This is a genomic window from Halorubrum sp. SD690R (assembly GCF_005435035.1).
GTDB lineage: Archaea > Halobacteriota > Halobacteria > Halobacteriales > Haloferacaceae > Halorubrum > Halorubrum ezzemoulense.
This window is the reverse complement of the sequence record NZ_SGTV01000047.1, coordinates 1-18,047: the sequence shown is the minus strand read 5'-3', so window position 1 is coordinate 18,047 and position 18,047 is coordinate 1. Positions and strand designations below refer to the sequence as shown.

At 67.8% G+C, this 18,047-nt stretch carries 19 protein-coding genes and 1 tRNA gene; 8 read left to right on the top strand and 12 right to left on the bottom strand.

From position 1 onward, the window contains the following. Positions 1 to 132: 132 nt before the first annotated feature. The 4 genes from EXE41_RS19940 (at position 133) to EXE41_RS17245 (ending at position 2,153) form a co-directional block, all read left to right on the top strand. Positions 133 to 267, top strand: a complete 135-nt coding sequence (locus tag EXE41_RS19940; protein WP_256370424.1) for a hypothetical protein — start codon at positions 133 to 135, stop codon at positions 265 to 267. 4 nt (positions 268 to 271) lie between these two features. Next, positions 272 to 550, top strand: a complete 279-nt coding sequence (locus tag EXE41_RS17255) for a hypothetical protein (protein WP_137691634.1) — start codon at positions 272 to 274, stop codon at positions 548 to 550. Positions 551 to 652: 102 nt separating this feature from the next. Beyond that, on the top strand, positions 653 to 1,450 hold the full coding sequence (locus EXE41_RS17250) for a hypothetical protein (protein ID WP_137691633.1): 798 nt from the start codon (positions 653 to 655) through the stop codon (positions 1,448 to 1,450). A 445-nt stretch (positions 1,451 to 1,895) separates the two neighbouring features. Further along, positions 1,896 to 2,153: a hypothetical protein gene (locus tag EXE41_RS17245; RefSeq protein WP_049932058.1), complete on the top strand. Its 258-nt coding sequence runs from the start codon at positions 1,896 to 1,898 to the stop codon at positions 2,151 to 2,153. Positions 2,154 to 2,200: 47 nt separating this feature from the next. Here EXE41_RS17245 and EXE41_RS17240 read toward each other — a convergent pair whose 3' ends face one another. After that, positions 2,201 to 4,594 carry an amino acid permease gene (locus EXE41_RS17240; RefSeq protein ID WP_137691632.1) on the bottom strand — a complete coding sequence of 798 codons (2,394 nt, stop codon included), beginning with the start codon at positions 4,592 to 4,594 and terminating at the stop codon, positions 2,201 to 2,203. Between the two features lie 213 nt (positions 4,595 to 4,807). On the opposite strand from EXE41_RS17240, the gene EXE41_RS17235 reads away from it, so the two are divergent. Next, on the top strand, positions 4,808 to 5,917 hold the full coding sequence (locus EXE41_RS17235; RefSeq protein WP_094494303.1) for an alanine--glyoxylate aminotransferase family protein: 1,110 nt from the start codon (positions 4,808 to 4,810) through the stop codon (positions 5,915 to 5,917). Between the two features lie 55 nt (positions 5,918 to 5,972). Here the strand turns inward: EXE41_RS17235 and EXE41_RS17230 are convergent, their stop codons facing one another. The 3 genes from EXE41_RS17230 to EXE41_RS17220 all read right to left on the bottom strand — a co-directional run bounded on the left by EXE41_RS17230 (position 5,973) and on the right by EXE41_RS17220 (position 7,574). Continuing rightward, a complete protein-coding gene (locus EXE41_RS17230) occupies positions 5,973 to 6,269 on the bottom strand; it encodes a hypothetical protein (RefSeq protein WP_086216881.1) in 297 nt (98 codons plus the stop codon). 69 nt (positions 6,270 to 6,338) lie between these two features. Then, complete coding sequence (locus tag EXE41_RS17225) at positions 6,339 to 6,638, bottom strand: DUF424 domain-containing protein (protein ID WP_049932049.1); 300 nt, start codon at positions 6,636 to 6,638, stop codon at positions 6,339 to 6,341. Next, positions 6,639 to 7,574, bottom strand: a complete 936-nt coding sequence (locus tag EXE41_RS17220; RefSeq protein WP_137691631.1) for a tetratricopeptide repeat protein — start codon at positions 7,572 to 7,574, stop codon at positions 6,639 to 6,641. A 111-nt stretch (positions 7,575 to 7,685) separates the two neighbouring features. Here EXE41_RS17220 and EXE41_RS17215 point away from each other — a divergent pair, with 111 nt between their 5' ends. Next, positions 7,686 to 8,378, top strand: a complete 693-nt coding sequence (locus EXE41_RS17215; protein WP_137691630.1) for an SdpI family protein — start codon at positions 7,686 to 7,688, stop codon at positions 8,376 to 8,378. 127 nt (positions 8,379 to 8,505) lie between these two features. Beyond that, the gene (locus EXE41_RS17210) at positions 8,506 to 9,168 is read left to right on the top strand and encodes a hypothetical protein (protein ID WP_137691629.1); all 663 of its coding nucleotides are present in this window, start codon (positions 8,506 to 8,508) and stop codon (positions 9,166 to 9,168) included. Between the two features lie 21 nt (positions 9,169 to 9,189). Here EXE41_RS17210 and EXE41_RS17205 read toward each other — a convergent pair whose 3' ends face one another. Beyond that, the gene (locus tag EXE41_RS17205) at positions 9,190 to 10,557 is read right to left on the bottom strand and encodes a M20/M25/M40 family metallo-hydrolase (RefSeq protein WP_137691628.1); all 1,368 of its coding nucleotides are present in this window, start codon (positions 10,555 to 10,557) and stop codon (positions 9,190 to 9,192) included. Positions 10,558 to 10,662: 105 nt separating this feature from the next. Between EXE41_RS17205 and EXE41_RS17200 the strand changes: the two genes are divergently transcribed. Beyond that, positions 10,663 to 10,736: transfer RNA gene (locus EXE41_RS17200), tRNA-Lys, on the top strand. Positions 10,737 to 10,956: 220 nt separating this feature from the next. On the opposite strand, the gene EXE41_RS17195 is transcribed toward EXE41_RS17200, so the two are convergent. The 7 genes from EXE41_RS17195 to EXE41_RS17165 form a co-directional block, all read right to left on the bottom strand. After that, positions 10,957 to 11,613 carry a lactate utilization protein gene (locus EXE41_RS17195; protein ID WP_049932039.1) on the bottom strand — a complete coding sequence of 219 codons (657 nt, stop codon included), beginning with the start codon at positions 11,611 to 11,613 and terminating at the stop codon, positions 10,957 to 10,959. A 372-nt stretch (positions 11,614 to 11,985) separates the two neighbouring features. Next, a complete protein-coding gene (thsA, locus tag EXE41_RS17190) occupies positions 11,986 to 13,638 on the bottom strand; it encodes a thermosome subunit alpha (protein ID WP_080508593.1) in 1,653 nt (550 codons plus the stop codon). Between the two features lie 418 nt (positions 13,639 to 14,056). Beyond that, on the bottom strand, positions 14,057 to 14,599 hold the full coding sequence (locus tag EXE41_RS17185; protein ID WP_086216316.1) for a KH domain-containing protein: 543 nt from the start codon (positions 14,597 to 14,599) through the stop codon (positions 14,057 to 14,059). A gap of 283 nt (positions 14,600 to 14,882) precedes the next feature. Then, positions 14,883 to 15,878, bottom strand: coding sequence for a serine/threonine-protein kinase Rio1 (gene rio1 / locus EXE41_RS17180; RefSeq protein ID WP_086216315.1), 996 nt, complete (start codon positions 15,876 to 15,878; stop codon positions 14,883 to 14,885). A gap of 85 nt (positions 15,879 to 15,963) precedes the next feature. Further along, positions 15,964 to 16,512, bottom strand: coding sequence for a Holliday junction resolvase Hjc (gene hjc, locus EXE41_RS17175; RefSeq protein ID WP_049932036.1), 549 nt, complete (start codon positions 16,510 to 16,512; stop codon positions 15,964 to 15,966). Between the two features lie 135 nt (positions 16,513 to 16,647). Then, entirely contained in the window at positions 16,648 to 17,019 is a 372-nt protein-coding gene (locus EXE41_RS17170) for a rhodanese-like domain-containing protein (RefSeq protein WP_049932035.1), read from the bottom strand. Positions 17,020 to 17,100: 81 nt separating this feature from the next. Beyond that, positions 17,101 to 17,667, bottom strand: a complete 567-nt coding sequence (locus EXE41_RS17165; RefSeq protein WP_049932033.1) for an NADPH-dependent FMN reductase — start codon at positions 17,665 to 17,667, stop codon at positions 17,101 to 17,103. Positions 17,668 to 18,047: the final 380 nt, after the last annotated feature.

Sequence of the window (18,047 nt, the reverse complement as noted above, 5' to 3'; positions counted from 1 at the left end):
CTATTACCCCAAGTTCCGCAAGTTCCGATAGCCTCTGGCCGAAGGCAGGACGGTCTTCATGCATACCCGCTTTTGCCGGGCCAGAGGCACTAATGCTCCTGGTTCCGCCAGTCTACTGAAGAGCGACTCGGAATGAGTGGAAAGCTTCAGGATCGACTCAACAACGCTCTCAAACACGCCAACGAGGAACTCGAGATCCCTCCTGGTCTCGGGGATCAGAAGCGACAGAAGCGGTCGCTCCACGAGCTCGAAGTCATGATGGAGTAGAGCGATGGATAACGATCAGAGGGAGGAACTATACGAATCCCTTGAGCAGAGGGATTTTGAGGAAGTTCTAGAGCAATATCACGGCTCAACTGCGGATCCAGTCCATCGAGACGTGAGGGAGTTTGGAGAACGCATCCTAGACCGTATCAATAACAGACGGATCGGCCAATTTCAAGAGCCATTCAATCTTCCTCCGGCGATGGTTGGATATCTCGCTTTGCTGTACGAGAGTGAAAACGGAAACCCTCCAGAGGGGAGACTCATCAAAAATAGAACCAACTGAGATAGAGGTACGATCCGTACAAAAGTCAGGGAAGGAACCCTAACCCTACACCGTTCCTTCCCGCCGCACTGGCAAAAAGGTTTGTTATTTATCACAAACTGAATGTCAGAATCAGCTCCGTTGAGAGTGAAAACCACCAATCAGAAAATGAAGTCTCGGAAGGAACACGAACTACGATACAAGCTCGGAGAAGAGACGCATAGGATCATCAAAAGGGATGTGCTCTCCCAATCAGACAATAAGAGGTCTGTCTCAGGTTTCACACGAAAGGCGATCTCTTCTCAAGCTCCTCAGCTAGCAGAGCTTGTTCGGGGAGGGTTGATAGCACAACGACTTGTTCTCTTGTTATCCAACATCCGGGGAATCAATGAGGAAATACCCGAGAGTATTGTAGGAGCTTCGATCAAGGACGAGCGTATCTCAAAATCACTAACGGTCAGTATTACCAATGAAGCTGCTAGGGAGTTCGGAAAATTTACTGACGAAACTACGATCTCCACTTCGGCAGCAGTTCGATGTTGTATATTCAGGGAACTATACGAACATGATCCGGAGTACGAAATCCTCGATGACTGGATGCGTGATGAAATTGTTCGAACGTGGTCAGAGATTAGAGCGACTATCACAGAGCCTCTCCAGTACTTCCACCACGTCTTGGCAAGGCGATTTACTCATCAAAAGGATATAACGCAGTATTTCATCCAGCAAGACTCGAAACCGTTCCTCGATTTTGCTGAGGCGTACAAGAGCGACTTCTACCAGACTGCGTGCTATACTGATCTAATCAACAACCACGGAGACCATGTCTTGACCAACGTAGAGAATTCAATTGAAGAACATACCGAGTTCTCCTTGTATCCAGAGAAGAGAGAATTCCTCTCCGAATACGAAATAGGCTAGCCCCGTATTGTACTACGAACCCGTAGTATGTAGTATAGGCCGGTATATAGCGAACTTATATAATCTGACTTTATAATCTTCGATTCTCGCTGGACGCGGTGAGCGCTCGGAGAGCGCGAACCGCGAGGCTGGGGAGGCGTGGGGCGCCGTGCGGTTGCGGTCGGGCGGGACTCAAAGGGGCAGCCGGCGAGGCGGGCGCAGGCGACGTAAGCACCGAACGAGGGAGCGACAGCGACCGAGTGAGGCGCGCAACGAGCGTGCGCCCGCCTCGCCGGCTGGGGCTTTGGGAGTGTTCGCCGCCGGTCTGCTGATAGTCGGTTATAAACGAGTGGCTGCTGATCGAGCGGTGTTCACCGCAGAGCTGTCAATCGCGTCTCTCCACACAGCGGCGATAATAATTACCGAGGCGACACGCCTTACCCCGCGGACCCCGTGAGAGACGCGTATGGCCTCCGAGGCGTGCGACGTGTGCGAGCGGTCCGTGCGGATCGCCGGCGGGATCGGCGACCTGTGGAACTTCGCGTTCGAGTCGACGCAGGGGCTGACGCTCGAACTCACCGACGGCTCGGAGTTCTTCCTCTGTTTCGACTGTATGGAGCGGCTCCCCGACGACCACGAGCCGACCGCCGAGGACGTCGCCGCCCTCCGGGAGCGCACCGACCCGGTCGAGGACGATGACAACCACTTCTGGCACTGGGGCTGACGGGGATCGTTCGGACGCCACCCGCTATGTAACATAAATTCGCCGCGTCAGTCCGCCTTCGACTCGTCGCCCGCGCTCGACCCCTGGTCCGCGCCCTCGTCGATCTCGGGCGTCGACGGCTCCGGTCCGACGCCAACCTCCGCTGGCGTCTCCGTCGCGTCCGTCACGTCGTTCGACCGCGCGCCGCTCCCGAACAGCCGGCCGAGGATGCCGCGCTCGCTGCGCGGCTCCGCGAGCAGGACGGAACACTCCACCTCGTTGAGCACGTCCAACACGAGCGACCCGCTGACCAGCCGCGAGAGCAGTCCCTTCTGGGTCGCGCCGATGATGAGCATCGTCGCGTCGCGGGCGGCGCGCTCGATGCTGTTCTCGACGGCGCCGCTTTCGATCCGGAGCGTGGCGTCGGAGAGGTCGTGCGCGTCGGCCCACTCGGTGAGGAACGCGCGGCCCGCCTCCTCGTCGTCCTCGGCGACGTGGAGCAGCGTGACCTCGCCGCCGAACTCGGTCTGGAGCATCTTCGCGACGGCGCCGGAGAGATCCGAGGCCGGACCGCCCGCGGTCGGCACGAGGATGCGCGAGGCGTCGAACCCGCGGTCGCGGAACACGAGGAAGTCCGAGGGGAGCGAGTACGCCAGCTCGTCGACTGCGGACTCGGCGCGCCCGGGCGCCCCGTGAGAGTCCTCGCCCCAGCCCATCACGGTCATGTCGGCGCCGTAGGTGCGCGCGGCGTCGAACACCTCCTCGAACACGCGGTGCGACAGGACGACGTGGGTCTCCACGTCGACGCCGAACGTCTCGGCGTCCTCGCGGGCCTGATCGAGGAGACCGTGCGCCGCCTCGTGGGCGCCGCGGTCCCGGGCCGCCTCCAGCGACGTCTGGTCGGGGACGTTCGCGATGTTGACCGCGACGACGGTGCCGTTCCGCTGCTTTGCGATGGCCGAGGCGAGCGTGATCAGGTGTTCCTCGGTCGCGGGGTTCGCGAGCGGCACCATCACCCTGTAGTCGTCGCCGCTCGGCTGGACCGAGGTCGCCGCCGAGACGGCCTGCTCGGGCAGGTCCTCGGAGCGGTCGAGGATCCACGAGCCGAGCACGCCACGCGCCTCTACCTTCCCGCGGGCGTACAGCAGGTACCAGAGCAGCGCGAAGACGACGAGCCCGGCGGACAGCAGAATGATCGTCGGGTCGATGTAGATTATCAGCGCGAACGACGATATCGTACCGATGATCGGAACGAGCGGGTAGAACGGGACCTCGAAGTCGGGATCGTACCCCTCGACCTCCGACTCGCGCATTACGATGAGCGCGAGATTGAGCAGCCCGTAGACGACGAGGTGGAGGACGGAGCCCATCGTCGACAGCGACTCGACGCTCCCGGCGACGAGGAAGACGAGGATGAGCGCGCCGGTGAGCGCGATCGACTTGTAGGGCGTTCCGAACCGCTCGTGGATCTCGTTGAGCGACGGCGTGACGATCTTCTCGCGGCCCATCGCGAAGTTGATCCGCGACGAGGAGAGGATCGACGCGTTCGCGGACGAGGCGGTCGCGAGGAGCCCGCCGATCAGGAGCATGCTGGCGCCGAGCGCGCCCAGCGAGAAGCCGAACACCTCGTACTGCCCGAAGAGGAGTCTGGCGGCGTCGACGACCGCGGTCTCGTTGTTCGCGACGAGTTCGTTCGGCACCGCCGCGAGGAGGACGAGGAGGAACAGCGCGTAGACGACCGTCACGATGACGACCGAGCCGAGCACCGCGAGCGGGAGGTTGCGGCCGGGATTCTTGATCTCCTCGGCGACCGAGGTGATCTGGACGAAGCCGAGGTACGAGACGAAGATGATCCCCGTCACCGGCAGCACCTGACTCGTCGTTCCCGGCGGGGCGAGCGGCCGGAGCGATTCCATGTCGGCGTTCAGGATGCCGACGACGGTGAAGACGGCGAGGATCCCGAGGAGCGAGAGGACGATGACGATCTGGAGTCCGCCGGTCTCCTTCGCGCCGAAGTAGTTGACCGCGATGAAGAGGAGCGCGCCCGCGAGCCCGATCACCTGCGCCGCCTCCAGCGTCACGAAGCCGATCCCGACCGGACCGAGGCCGATGAGGGCGTTGACGTACTCGCCGAAGCCGTACATGTAGAAGGCGGACGCGAACGCGAGCCCGAGCCAGTTCGCCCACCCCGCGACGGAGCCGAACATCGGCCCGAGCGCGCGGTTAACGTAAAAGTACGCCCCACCGGACTTCGGCATCGCGGTGCCCAGCTCGGAGGCTGAAAGCGCCGTGAACAGGGCGATCACGCCGCCGAGGACAAAGGTGAACGCCGCGAGCGGCCCGGCGCGGGCGACCGCGGTGCCGGGCAGGACGAAGATCCCGGCGCCGATCATCGTCCCGATCCCGATGGTGAGCGCCGCGAGCGGGCCGAGGTCCTTCGCGAGCTCCTCGTCGCCGCTCACGGCGGGCCACCCCGGGCGGTTGCGACTCTCGGTGTGTGTATCATACCATGATTCTCTGCTCTGTGCCTATAAAGACGGTTGATCCGCGCAACTCCACCGCGGTGCCGCCTCGGCCCGCCGCCGGTCGCGCCCGGCGCCGGCGTTCCCGGTTTTTGAACGTAACACAAGGAACATACCCGCACGCGTCCCGGTACGAACTAACAGGTGGATCCCGTGACGAAGAAACGCGAATACCGCGACGACTACGACGAGAAGACGCTGTACATCCCCGGCCCGACGGAGGTCCGCGACGACGTCATCGAGGCGATGGCCGAGCCGATGTTCGGGCACCGGATGGACCGGATGACCGACCTGTACACCACCATCGTCGAGGACACGAAGGAGTTCCTCGGCACCGACCACGAGGTCGTGATTCTCACCGGCTCCGGCACGGAGTTCTGGGAGGCGACGACGCTCAACCTCGTCGACGAGCACGTCCTCGTCCCGACTTGCGGCGCGTTCAGCGAGCGCTACGCCAACGTCGCCGAGCGGCTCGGCAAGGACGTCGACCGGCTAGAGTACGAGTGGGGCGAGGCGGTCAAACCCGCGGACGTGCGCGAGGCGATCGAGTCCGCGGACGCGAAGTACGACATGGTCGCGGGCGTGATGAACGAGTCGTCCACCGGCGTGCGGAACCCGGTCGAGGAGATCGGCGACGTGATCGCCGAGTACCCGGACACGTACTTCGCGGTCGACGCCGTCTCGTCGCTCGGCGGCGACTACGTCGACATCGACGAACACGGCATCGACGTGATCTTCGCGTCCACGCAGAAGGCGTTCGCGATGCCGCCGGGGCTCGCGGTCTGCGTCGTGAGCGACGACGCCTACGACCGCGAGGTCGAGAAGGGCGACTCCTCGTGGTACGGCGGCTTCCGCCGGACGATCGACTACTACGACCGGAAGGGACAGACCCACTCGACGCCCGCCATTCCGATCATGCTGGCGTATCGCAAGCAGATGAAACGCATGCTGGAGGAGGGCCACCGCGCCCGCGACGAGCGCCACCGCGAGATGACGGAGTACGTCCACGACTGGGCCGACGAACACTTCGCGATGTTCCCCGAGGCAGGGTACGAGTCGCAGACGGTCGCCTGCATCGAGAACACGCAGGGGATCGACGTGGCCGCGACGATCGAGGAAGTGAGCGAGGAGTACGACATGGCGTTCTCGAACGGCTACGGCGACCTCGGCGAGGAGACGTTCCGGATCGGCCACATGGGCGAGCACACCGTCGAGAGCGTGAAGGAACTCACCGACGCCATCGAGGACGTCGCCGGGCTCTGATCGGGTTTCGCCACCCGGTCCGGCCCGTCTTCCGAGTCGATCCGTCTCCCGATCCTCAGTCTCCCTCGCGGTCGGCGACGAGTTCGATCCGGTAGATCCGCCCGCCGCTCTCGGTGCGGTCGGCGTCGACGACGACGAAGGCGTGGTCGCCCACGTCGACGATGTCCCCCGTGTCGAGCGGCTCCGTCGGTCCGTCGTCCGGTTCGTCGCCCGGGGCCGCGCCTTCGCCGACGGCGTCCGCGCCGACGCCGAGCGCGGCCTCCCCGCGGTCGATCGCGCGCCGCCAGAAGGCGTCGGACGGCGGCCGCGGCCCCACCCGCGACGCCAGTTCGCTCCGCGTGAGTCGTCTCATCGGATTCGCCTCGTCGCCCGCGCCCTTAGCCGGTTCGGATCCCGGCGAGACGCGGGCGGCGGTGCGCCGCTACAGCCAGAGCAACTGCGCGTGCCGCGTCTCCTCGAACTCCAAGACGGTCTCCTCGTCGACGAGCCCCGCGTCGACGGCGACGCCGACCGCCTCGGTGCCGACGATGTTCGCGACCTGTGCGCGCTGAAGTCCCGCGACGACCTCCTCGGCGGTCGCCTCGACGGCGTCGTCGCCGCCGTAGAACTCCTCGCTCACGGTGATCGTCGCGCGGCCGTTGTCGTACGTCTCGCCGAGGCAGTCCGGATCACAGACGGAGACGAGCCGTCCCTCGGCGGTCTCGCGTTCGCGGAGGAGCATTCAGAAGCCCTCTGGCCCCTCGCCCTGAAGCTCTCGCTCCGGGCCCTCGGGGTCGCCGCCCCGCCCGCCGCCGGCCTGCCCGCCCTGACGGCCCTGTCCGCCGGGAGCGCCGCGACCGCCCTGACGGCCCTGTCCGCCGGGAGCGCCGCGACCGCCCTGACGACCCTGCCCGCCGGGTCCGGGTGCCTGCCCAGTCTGCTCTTCGACCATCTGCTCTTCGGCCTCGCGACGGAGTTCCTCGGCGCGGTCGGCGACCTCCTCGGCCTGCTCGTGCTCGCCGGCCTCCTCGAGGGCGCGCGCCTTCTCTTCGAGGACCCCCGCGTCGCGGTAGCCGAGGCGGATCGCGTTGTCGAAGCACTTGACCGCGTCCTCGGCGAGCCCGCGCTCGACCAGCAGGAACCCGCGGTTGTACCACGCTTCCGCGAAGCGCGGGTCGGTCTCGACGGCGCGCTCGGCGTGTTCGAGCGCCTGCTCGCTCCGGCCGGACTCCCAGAGCGAGTACGCGAGGTTCGTCTCGGCGGTCGCGGCGTGTTCGGACTCCTCGTCGATCCGGAGCGCCTCCTGATACGCGCCGATCGCCTGGTCGAACTCCTCCAACTGGGCGTGGGCGGCGCCCTTGTTCACCCACGCCTCCTGCGCTTCCAGCGAGTCCTCCTCGGCGAAGTTGGCGGCGCGTTCGAACGTCTCCGTCGCCTCTTCGAACCGGTTGATCCCCATGTACGAGAGGCCCACGTCGATCAGCTGCTCGACGTCGACGTCCTCGCTGCCGATGTTCCGGCGGTCCAGCTCCTCGGTCAGCACCCGGGAGTCGACCGGGTCGACGCGGCTCGGGTCCTCGCCGAGCTCCGGCGGGTCGAGCGTGAACGCGTCGTAGTCGGCGTCGACGCCCTGCCCCGAGGAGAACTCGTGGCCGTCGTCGTCGCGTTCGTCGGTCATATGGCCAGAGTTGGCGGTCACGACCGGTAAGGGTTGCGTCGCGCCGGGGTCTTCGGGTCGGAGTCGCACGGGTGGGTACCTTTTATCGGTTCGGCGCGTGTCTCCGGCCGCATGCCCTCCGAATCCGTGCTCTCCACGCGGCTCCGGTTCGGCGTCGCGGTCCTCCTCGTCGCCGTCGGCGCCGCCGCAAGCCTCGCAGTCGCACCGGACCTCCCGCAGCGAATGGTAACGCGGTGGAACGCCGCCGGCGAACCGACCGAGACGCTCTCGCGGATGGCCGGGATGTGGCTCGTGCCGGGGCTCGCGGCCGGACTGATCGGCCTGTTCGCCGTGCTCCCGCGGATCGATCCCCTGCGAGAGAACGTCGCGGCGTTCCGGGTCCACTACGACCGGTTCGTCGTCGTCCTCACGGCGTTCCTCGTCGCCCTCCACCTCGCCGTGCTCGCCGTCAACCTCGGCTACGCGGTCGACGTGACGACGGTCGCGGCCGCCGGCGGCGCCGCGCTGTTCTACTACCTCGGGACCCTGCTCCCGCACGTCGAGCCGAACTGGTTCCTCGGGATCCGGACGCCGTGGACGCTCAGCGACGACGCCGTCTGGGACCGCACCCACGCGCTCGGTGCTCGGCTGTTCAAGCTCTCGGCCGCGATCGCCGCCGTCGGTCTCTTCGCCGGCGAGTACGCCGTGTACTTCCTCGTCGGCCCGGCGCTCGCGACCGCTACGGTCACCGTGGCGTACTCGTACCTCCTATACGCGAGGGGAACGGACGAGGGTGACGACGGGGCGGCCCGGACCCCGAAGTAGCGTCGAGCGCCGACGACCGGTCCGGACCGCGAAGCGCATCGACCCCCGGCGATCCGGCGCGTCCGGCGTTCGAGCGAGTTCCGCCCCGGTGCCCGGCGTTTATATTCGCGGCCCCGAAGGTGTGTGTATGACCGAGGAGTCACGCGCTGACCGACGGTCCCCCGTCGGCGAACCGGTGGTCCGGTCGGACCCGTCGGTGACCGGCGACCGGGCCGCGGACGCGGTGGGGTTCGACCCGAACGACCCCGACAGCGTCGCCGAGGCCGCGAGGACCGTGGGCCGCTTCGCGGCCGGCGACGTCGGCGACGACGACAACGTCCTGATGCTGCGCGGCGCCGCCGCCTGCGCGGCGCTCGTCCGCGGTGTCGGGTCGTACAAGGAAGCCGCCGAACGTGCCGGAGACGACGTGAGCGTCGCGTTTATCCGGAAGTGGGCGCGGGTCCACGACCTCCCGCAGGCGATCCGGCGGCAGGTCGCCAACGGGCGAATCGCCCCCAGCGCGGCGAAACACGTCGCGCGGCTCGGCGGGCGGGACCGCTACCTGCTCGCGTGGGCGACGATCGACGGCGACCTCACCGTGCGGGAGGTCCGCGCGATCGCGTCCGCGGTCAACGACAGCGCGGAGGTCGAGGCCGCCGTCCGCGAGGCCGGGGTCGAACTCGGTCGGCTTCAGGTCCGGCTCCCGGCGGAGACGTACGTCGAGCTGCGCCGACGGGCGTCGATGGAGAGCGTCGATCCGGGGTCGATCGTCGCCGACGCGGTCGACGAGTACCTCGACGGCGACCGGTAGGAACTGCCCGTCACCGGACGACTACGCCGCGTAGTCGCGCGCGAACCGTCCTGCGGCGGCGGCGATCGCGTCGCGTGCCCGGACGACCTCCTCCCACGCGATCGTCTCGTCGGGGTAGTGCGCCTCGTCGATGGTACCGGGCCCGAACAGCACCGCGGGGATCCCGGCCGCGACGAAGTGTCGCGAGTCGGCGCCGTACGTCGCGCCCCGCGGCTCGACGTCCGGGAGCCCCGTTGCGACGAGGCCGGCACGGACCGCCTCGACGACCGGTTCGTCGACGGCGACCTCGGCCGGCTCGAACTGGACGGAGAACCGCTCGAACCGCGGCGGGTGATCGCGCAGCCAAGGGTCGGCGTCGACGACATCGTCCAGGCGCTCGCGGAACGCCGCCTCCACCTCCGCGACGGTCTCCCCGGGCGCGACGCCGATCCGGAACTCCGCTTCGAGCGTCGCCGGGACCGTCGACGCCCACGAGCCCGCCTCGACCCGACCGCAGACGACCGGCCACGGAACAGCGAACGACCCGTACAGCGGGTGCGAGACCGACTCGCCGCGCTCGGTCTCCAAGTCCGCGAACGCCTCCCGCACGGCCTCGAAGCGCGGGAGCACGTCCTCGCCGCGCCACCGGGTGGCCGCGTGGGCGCTCCGGCCGTCGATCTCGATCCGTGCCATGAGCGACCCCTCGCAGGCGACGACGGGACGTAGCTCGGTCGGCTCGGCGACGATCGCCGCGTCGCGCTCGAAGGGGTACGGGTTCGCGAGCGCGGCGGTCGCGGCGCCGTACCCGCCGTCCTCCTCGCCGGCGACAGCCTCGACGACGAGTCGGAGCCCGGACGGCGGCAGGTCGACTGCGCCGTCGGCGACCCCGTCGCGGACATCGACGGCGGCGCCGACGCAGGCCGCGAGCCCGCACTTCATGTCGGCCGCGCCGCGGGCCGTGAGGGTGTCGCAGCCCTCATCGGCGGCGGCCGGGTCCGCGTTTCGCTCCGACGTGTCGCGCCAGACCGGCTCGAAGGGGTCGCTCGACCACTCCGCCGCCTCCGCGGGCACGACGTCGAGGTGGCCGTTCAGGACCAGCGTGGGGACCGGGTCGGCGGCGGCGGACTCGGGGGCCGCGTCGTCGCCGTCGCTCGCGCCACCGTCGTCGCCCGCGCCGCCCAGTTCGAGCACGCCGGCGACGCTGCGCCGCCCGTCGACGGCCGCTGCGTCGAGGTCGTCCGGGAAGGAAGGGTGGTCCGCGAGGACGGCGGGGTCGGCGTCCCAGGCGTACGTCTCGAAGCCGAGGTCGGCGAGCCGCTCGGCGACGAACGCGGCCGCGGCCGCCTCCTCGCCGGCGGTCGACCGGTGGCGACAGAGCTCGGCGGCGAACGCGCGCATGTCGAATGGCATGCTCCCGGCGACGGCTGGGGGTCGGAAACCGTTTCGCGTGGCGACGCCGACGCCTTCCGCGGTTCTAAACGTTTATCCGTCGGCTGCCCCTACGGCGATTCGTCTGGGCCGGTAGCTCAGTTAGGGAGAGCGTCCGGCTTTTAACCGGACGGTCGGGGGTTCGAATCCCTCCCGGCCCGTATCCTCGCGGCGAGCAACTCCGCCAGCCGCGAGGCCGTCGAGAAGGGAAAGGTTCGAAACCGCCGAGCGTGGCGCTACCGCGGAACCGACGCGGCGGTCCTCGGAGGATCGGGGACGGGTTACAGTCTCACCGTCTCGGCGTCGCACGGTGGGGGCTGGCGGTCGTCCAAAGGGAGAAATCGTGTGCTCTGTCGGCGTGTATCGCGCGGCCGCGGGAGATCAGTAGCCGAGCTGCTCACGCACGAGAACGACCGTCGTCCGGCCCTCCTCGGTCTCGCGCCGGTAGACGAGCTGTTTCGCGATCGCGGACTCGGCGCCGTACGCCTCCTGCGCGCGCTCGTTCTCCAGCGGGTACGCGACCGACTCCAGCCGATCGAAGGCGTCCGAGAGCGTCGGGACGATCTTGTTGATCCCGGTGACGATGACGACGTTGCCAGCGGCGAACGGGTACGCGCCGATCCGGCTGCCGGAGAGGTCGGCGGCGACGAGCTCGCCGGTCTGTGCGACCGCGTTGATCCCACCGAGGAAGTAGTCGGCCGTCTGCGAATCGCGCCGCGCGGCCTGTCGCTCCGCGTCGTCGTCGATGCTCCAGATCTGGTCCGGGAGGCTCTCCCACTCGTGGTCGCCCTCGCTCAGGAACTCGTCGAACCCGATCTCTTCGAGCGTCGTCGAGTGCCCGTTCATCACCGAGGCCTCGTCTGGGATCTGGGCGGTAACAGTCTCCAGCGCCTCGTCGGCGTCGTCGACGACGAGCACGTCGAAGCCGCGCTCCGCTAAGTTCGCGACCGTCTCCTCGACGGTCTCGTCGTCTGGGAGCTCGTCCAGTTCGGCGTTGATCTCGGTGTCGTCGGCGTAGTCGGCTTTCTGCTGTGGCATCGTAAACGTGAGAACCTCGTCGGGAGAACGAACGGGCGGGAGTCACTTAACCGCTCGCGGACACCGCCGTCCAGTGGTTACGCGGGTGTTACCGTCGTGTCGCGCGGATCGAATGTGGGAGTCGCTAGCGCGGACCGAATGTGGGAGTCGCTAGCGCGGACCGAATGTGGGAGTCGCTAGCGCGGACCGAATGTGGGAGTCGCTAGCGCGGATCGTAACTGACGGGAAGCGAGACGGTCGCGTCGCTGGAGCGTCGGCGTCGATAAAAATCGCGTGTCGTCGTGGCCCGAAGGGGCGCGCGACGGTCGATCGGTGAAGCGGTCCAGCGGAACAGCTGCGGTCGGGGTGGGGGGTGAAGGCGTTAGCCGAACTTCACATCGCGCCGCCCATGCCGCCCATGCCGCCCATGCCGCCGCCCATGCCGCCGGGCGCGCCGCCGGGGCCGCCCTCGTCGCCGCCGTCGTCGGTGCCGCCGCCCTTGAGGTCGCCGGCCGCGATGACGTCGTCGATGCGGAGGATCATGACGGCCGCCTCGGTGGCGGACTCGATGGCCTGGGTCTTGACGCGGAGCGGCTCCACGACGCCCTCGGCCTCCATGTCGATCACGTCGCCCGTGTAGGCGTCGAGACCGGCGCCGAACTCGCCGCCGTCGTGGCGGGAGCGGAGGTCGACCAGCGAGTCGATGGGGTCGAGACCCGCGTTCTCGGCGAGAGTGCGCGGGACGACTTCCAGCGCGTCGGCGAACGCCTCGACGGCGAGCTGCTCGCGGCCGCCGACGGAGTCGGCGAAGTCGCGGAGCTGCAGCGCGAGCTCGGCCTCGGGGGCGCCGCCGCCGGGCAGCACCTGCCCGTCGAGCAGCGTCGTGCGGACGACGCCGAGCGAGTCATCGATGGCGCGCTCGACCTCGTCGACGACGTGCTCGGTGCCGCCGCGGAGGATGAGGGTGACGGACTTCGCCTCTTCGACGTCCTCGACGAAGATGCGCTCGTCGCCGCCGATGTCCTTCTGGGCGACGGAGCCGGCGAAGCCGAGGTCGTCCGACTCGATGTCGTCGAGGTTGGAGACGACGCGGCCGCCAGTCGCGCGGGCGAGGCGGTTCAGGTCGTCGGACTTCGCGCGGCGGACGGCGAGGATACCCTCCTGCGCGAGGTAGTGCTGGGCCATGTCGTCGATGCCGTCGCCGACGAAGACGACGTCGGCGCCGATGTCGACGAGGTGGTCGACCATCTCGCGGAGCTGCTCCTCTTCCTGGTCGAGGAACTGCTGGAGCTGGTCGGGGTCCGTGACGTTGACCTCGGCGTCGATCTCCGTCTCCTTCACCTCGATGGCGCCGTCGAACAGCGCCACGTCGGCGTCCTCGACCGCGAAGGGCATGTTCTCGTCGACGCGCTCCTTGTCGACGATGACGCCCTCGACGAGCTCAGACTCGTCGATGGAGCTGCCGACGACCTTCTCGACGGAGACGTTCTCCGTGTCGATGCCGTCGTCGTCTTGGACCGCGAGGACGGCGTCGACGACGAGCTCGGCGAGGAGGTCCTTGGAGTTCTCCGCGCCCTTGCCCGTCATCGCCGTCTCGGCGATCTCGACGAGTGTGTCGCGGTCGTCCGCGGAGACGTCGATGGCCTCCTCGTCGAGGATCTCCTTGGCCTTCTCGGCGGCCTGACGGTACCCCTGCGCGAGGGTCGTCGCGTGGATGTCCTGGTCGAGGAGCTCCTCGGCCTGATCGAGGAGCTCACCGGCGACCACGACCGCGGAGGTGGTGCCGTCGCCGACCTCCTCCTCCTGCGTCTCTGAGACCTCGACGATCATGTTGGCCGCCGGGTGGTCGATGTCCATCTCTTTCAGGATGGTGACGCCGTCGTTCGTGACGACGACGGACCCGCCGGAGTCGACGAGCATCTTGTCCATCCCTTTCGGGCCGAGCGTGGTGCGGACGGACTCCGCGACCGCCTTGCCGGCCGTGATGTTCATGTTCTGCGCGTCCTTTCCGGATGTTCGCTGCGATTCCTCGGAAAGTACGATCATGGGCTGATTGCCCATCCGCTGGCGCTGTGACATTACGACCATTGATTGTTTGTGATTCTATATAAACCCTTTGTTCAGGTCGTGAGAAATCGCAGCACGGTGGGGGAGTATCGGCCAGTATGCGGTGCGTTCACACGACCCTTTATATAGTACGCTAACTCGACCGTTGAGGCCGAGGTTGAGCGGCGCCAAACTACGGCGGCGCGTGCCTGCGAGGCCGCTCTACGGCCGGATAGCACGCGCGAGGTCGGCGACGCAACGCGTCGGCTGCCAGATGGACCGGAGGTCCTTCGCCGGAGTCGGCCGACTGAGGGAAGGCCGACGAGGCTGGGGCTTTGGCGGAGATCAGCGTATCCCGGTAGAGGTCGTCGTTAGTCGAAGAGCGACCGCGGCCGCAACGGGAAAAAGATATTCTCTGTTATTGCGGCGCGTTGAAGCTCACGTCGTCGTCGAGCTCGTTCGACATGCGCTCCAAGTACGAGTACACCGCGCCGTGCGGAGCCCCGTCGAGCAGCATTCCGACAGCGCGCCGCACCACCTCCAGCTCATCGGGCTGCCCCACCGCGCCCACGGTCGACCCGTAGACGACGACGTTCGCGCCCGACAGCTCCTCGATGAGCTCCCGAGTCCGGCCGTTCTCGCCGATTATCCGGCCCTTCTTACGCTGGAGGTCGTTATCGTTGCGAGTGTGTTCGGAGAGGTCGACCAGGTCGAGCGTCCGGAGGTCGTGGTCGAGGATCGACAGCGCGGTCTCCGGCTTGAAGCCGCGGCCGATCGCCTTGATCACGTCCGGGGCCACCATCGCCGCCACGGGGTCGTCGCGCTCCTCGATGGCGACGCTGCCGGACTCGGAGTCGATGTCGAGCCGCACGTTCGCCCGCTCTTCGATCTCTCGCATCGTCTCGCCGCCGGCGCCGATGACGACGCCGATCCGGTCCTGCGGAACCGTCACGTGTTGCATATCACGGAGTACCCGGCGGAGCCTTTTAAGAGTGTTCCGCGGCGGGCGCCGTGTGGCCGCGTGACGGTGGTCTCCGGCCGGTTGTCCGTCCAAAGGCGTGTCACACCGGAATGAGGTTTTTCTGTCGACTCCGCGAGCGACGCGTATGGAGATCAGACCGCCGGCGTCGGACGCGGACTCCGGGGGACTGATCCGCGTACAGGGGTTGTCCGAGGAAACCTATCCGACCGCGATCTACGCCTGCGAGGTCTGAGCCTCGACGCCGCGACGGAAGCGCCCCGAATTACGCTTCGTCGGAGGCTCCGGTCGACTTCCCGTCTGCCTCCGCGTTCGACTCCGTCTTCCCGCCCGACGCCGGCTCCCCGGTCGGGTCGGCCTCGGGCTCCGTCACGTACGCGCGGAGGTCGTCAGGGTCGACGTCGAGCCCCTGCCGGGTGAAAAACGTCGCCACGTTCTCGCAGTCGCGGACGAGGAACTCCCCGGCGTTGGGGTGGTGAACCGTCACGGCCTGCCCTAGGTCGATGATCACCAGCTCGCCGTCGTGGATGATCATGTTGTACTCCGAGAGGTCGCCGTGGATCAGGCCGGCACCGTACAGCCGGCGCATGTACTCGCGGACGACCTCGTAGGCGGTCTCCGGGTTCTCCACGTCGACCTCGCTCAGCCGCCTTGCGCGCTCCGCGGCGTGGCCGACGAGCTCCATCACGAGGACGTTCCGCTGGACCGCGATCGGTTCCGGGACCCGGACGCCGGCCTTTTGCGCGCGCGAGAGGTTCGCGAACTCCTTGCGCGTCCACGCCAGCACGACCGCCTTCTTGTCGCTCGCGATGCCCTCGAAGCGCGGGTCGCCCTCCAAGTAGTCGCGCATTTGCCGGAAGTTCGAGGAGTTGATCCGGTACACCTTCACCGCGACCTCGCGCTCGGGCGTGACGCCCTCGGGGCCGCCGCCGGCCGCCTCCGACCCCGGCTCCGGCCGCTCGCCCGCCTGCCCGCCGAGTGCCTCGAAGACGCTCGCCTCCTTCCCCGTCGACACCGGCCCGCCGAAGGCGTCGACGTAGCCGTCCTGGACCAGCTTGTACACCGCCGCCAGCGTGGCGTCGTCGAACACCGACTCCTGGAGCTTGAACTGCTCGGTGTCTTTGATCCGCTTGCGGAACTCGTCGAACTCGCGGTCCTGCCGCCGGGCGATCCGGTCGGCCTCGGTGTCGGAGACGTCGAGTTTCTCCCACTCGTCGCCGGGCTGGTCCGCCGGTTCGAGCAGGCCGAAGTCCTCGCTCATTCGTCCCGGGGTTCGACGCGGCGAGGGATAAGCGAGGGGGTCCGCGGGCCGTCGAGGCGACCCGGGAAGGCGGCCGCGCCGACCGTCACAGCACGTCGAGCGCGTCCGCGACCGGCATGTGCCCGTCGCGGACAGCCTCTAAGATCGTCCGCCGCTCCTCGGTCTCCGGGTCGGTCGCGTCGCCGTCGTCGCCGTCGTCGCCGACTTCCGCGAGCGTCACCTTCTCGGTCTCGCCGACGAACTCGGGGAAGTCGGTGCCGTCGGCCAGCGCTTTCTCCTTTTTCACCCGGTACGAGCCGGCGTCGGTGGTGTAGAGGTCGCCGGGGTGGAAGAAGTACCAGTCCTCGCGGTCGAACCGCACCGCGATCCGCGCCTTCGCACCGAAGTTCCGCGCGAAGAACAACAGCGCTTCTACCTCCTCGCCGGTGAGGTAGATCGGGTCGCCCGCGCTCGACTTCGCCTCGATGGCGTAGAACGTCTCGCCGTCGCCCGCGAGCACGTCGGGGAGCTCGCGCTCGGTCGCGGAGCCGCTGGCCGGCGCGCGCATCACGGCGAAGCCCGCCTCGTCCAAGGCGTTCACCAGTTCGCGCTCGCGGCGGTCCCCCTTCCGGTTAGCGGACACGGTCGTCGTCACCCGGTTCGGTCATGGGCGACGTAGACGCGAGCCGGGCAAAAGCCCGGCGGGTCGCGGAGCGTCGACGGCGGGGTCGTAGGGTGTCGACGGCGGGGTCGCGAGACGCCGGTGACGAACTCGCAGACGCGATCGACTTCACCCGCGCAGCCGCCACCACAGCGACCGGAGCTTGTACCCGAGCGAGTCCCGCTCGTACCCGTTCCAGCCGCTCATCCCGCCGGAGAGCGTCGACGCCTCGTAGCCCGCCTCGTCGAGGACGCGGGTCGCGCGCTTGGCGACGATCCCCATCTTACAGACGGTGACGACCTCGCTGTCGTCGGGAATCTCGTCGAGCCGGCGGCGGAGCGCGGCGTCGTCGCCGCTCCGGAGGTCGTCGTACACGGGCACGTTCCGGCTCCCGTCGATCGCGCCGCTCCCGTAGTCCGACTCGGGGCGGATGTCCAGCAGGAACGGCTCGTCGTCCGTGCCGAGGCGCTCGTCCAGCTCGTCCGGGCGGATACGGCTCATCGGGGGATGATCGGTCTCGCGGGGCAAATCCCTGCCGGCTGCGGCGCGTCGAGCGCGGCGACCGCGGGGCCGCAACCGGTCTCACTCCCGCAGCCGCTCCGAGTGTTCGACGACGACCCGTCCGAGCCGCTCGGTGCGCCGGCGGAGGTCGTCGTCGGTGATCCGCGGACCGTCGTCCGGGGCGTCCGCGTCTCCCGGTCCGCCCGTCTCGACCTTCGAGGAGGCGCCCCGGATCCCGACCTCGTGGGGGACCGTCCACGCGTGGACGTTCCGGAACGTCGAGCGGAGGTGTTCGAGCGTCCCGCCGTAGGAGCCGCCGCCGGCGGTCGCGAGCAGGCCGACGGCGGTGTCTGCGTACTCGTCGGAGCCGCAGAAGTCGTGGAAGTTCTTGAACGTCGACGAGTAGGATCCGCGGTAGACGGGCGTGCCGGCGAGGACGCCGTCGGCCTCGCGGACGCGGCGCTTCAGCGCCTCGCTGTCGCCTTGGGCGTCCTCTTCGGGGTGGTACAGCGGGAGGTCGACCGCGGCCAGGTCGATCAGGTCCGTCTCGGCGCCGGCGTCGGCCGCGGCGTCGAGCGCGACGCGGAGGGCGGCCCGCGTGGTGCTGGCCGCGCTCCGGCTGCCGGAGACGGCGACGATTCGGGTCATACCTCGAGTTCGAGACCAGATAGTAAAAACGGAGGCGATCGACGGGGAGCGGACCCGAAACTCCGACCGTTAGTGCCTTGGAACTAATTGGCAAGGTCGATTCGCGCCGTCATAACTCCGGCCCCTCGATTGTAAGTAGCCGGTAGCAGATCGGCGGCGGCCACCTCCGAAGCCCCGGCCTCGCGGCGCCCCGGTGAGTCCCCTCTGCCCAGCACAGCACCTCACGCCTCCCCAGCCTCGTCGGACCGGCGCAGTAATGAGTGAGAAATCTTTTGTGGGGTGGACTCAATGTGCTGGTAATGGGAAGCAATCGACGCAAAGAGATCAAGCGTCACCTTTCGGAGGAGAAGCTCGACGAGCTTCTCCGTGACGCCGAAGAT

Excerpts from the sequence above, each read along its gene's own strand:
- EXE41_RS17205 (WP_137691628.1), bottom strand. The coding sequence starts at position 10,557 with ATGCCATTCGACATGCGCGCGTTCGCCGCCGAGCTCTGTCGCCACCGG.
- thsA (WP_080508593.1), bottom strand. The coding sequence starts at position 13,638 with ATGATCGTACTTTCCGAGGAATCGCAGCGAACATCCGGAAAGGACGCG.
- EXE41_RS17225 (WP_049932049.1), bottom strand. The coding sequence starts at position 6,638 with ATGCTCCTCCGCGAACGCGAGACCGCCGAGGGACGGCTCGTCTCCGTC.
- EXE41_RS17230 (WP_086216881.1), bottom strand. The coding sequence starts at position 6,269 with ATGAGACGACTCACGCGGAGCGAACTGGCGTCGCGGGTGGGGCCGCGG.
- EXE41_RS17170 (WP_049932035.1), bottom strand. The coding sequence starts at position 17,019 with ATGAGCCGTATCCGCCCGGACGAGCTGGACGAGCGCCTCGGCACGGAC.
- EXE41_RS17220 (WP_137691631.1), bottom strand. The coding sequence starts at position 7,574 with ATGACCGACGAACGCGACGACGACGGCCACGAGTTCTCCTCGGGGCAG.
- EXE41_RS17255 (WP_137691634.1), top strand. The coding sequence starts at position 272 with ATGGATAACGATCAGAGGGAGGAACTATACGAATCCCTTGAGCAGAGG.
- EXE41_RS19940 (WP_256370424.1), top strand. The coding sequence starts at position 133 with ATGAGTGGAAAGCTTCAGGATCGACTCAACAACGCTCTCAAACACGCC.
- EXE41_RS17210 (WP_137691629.1), top strand. The coding sequence starts at position 8,506 with ATGACCGAGGAGTCACGCGCTGACCGACGGTCCCCCGTCGGCGAACCG.
- EXE41_RS17165 (WP_049932033.1), bottom strand. The coding sequence starts at position 17,667 with ATGACCCGAATCGTCGCCGTCTCCGGCAGCCGGAGCGCGGCCAGCACC.
- EXE41_RS17195 (WP_049932039.1), bottom strand. The coding sequence starts at position 11,613 with ATGCCACAGCAGAAAGCCGACTACGCCGACGACACCGAGATCAACGCC.
- EXE41_RS17250 (WP_137691633.1), top strand. The coding sequence starts at position 653 with ATGTCAGAATCAGCTCCGTTGAGAGTGAAAACCACCAATCAGAAAATG.
- EXE41_RS17215 (WP_137691630.1), top strand. The coding sequence starts at position 7,686 with ATGCCCTCCGAATCCGTGCTCTCCACGCGGCTCCGGTTCGGCGTCGCG.
- EXE41_RS17185 (WP_086216316.1), bottom strand. The coding sequence starts at position 14,599 with ATGCAACACGTGACGGTTCCGCAGGACCGGATCGGCGTCGTCATCGGC.
- EXE41_RS17245 (WP_049932058.1), top strand. The coding sequence starts at position 1,896 with ATGGCCTCCGAGGCGTGCGACGTGTGCGAGCGGTCCGTGCGGATCGCC.
- rio1 (WP_086216315.1), bottom strand. The coding sequence starts at position 15,878 with ATGAGCGAGGACTTCGGCCTGCTCGAACCGGCGGACCAGCCCGGCGAC.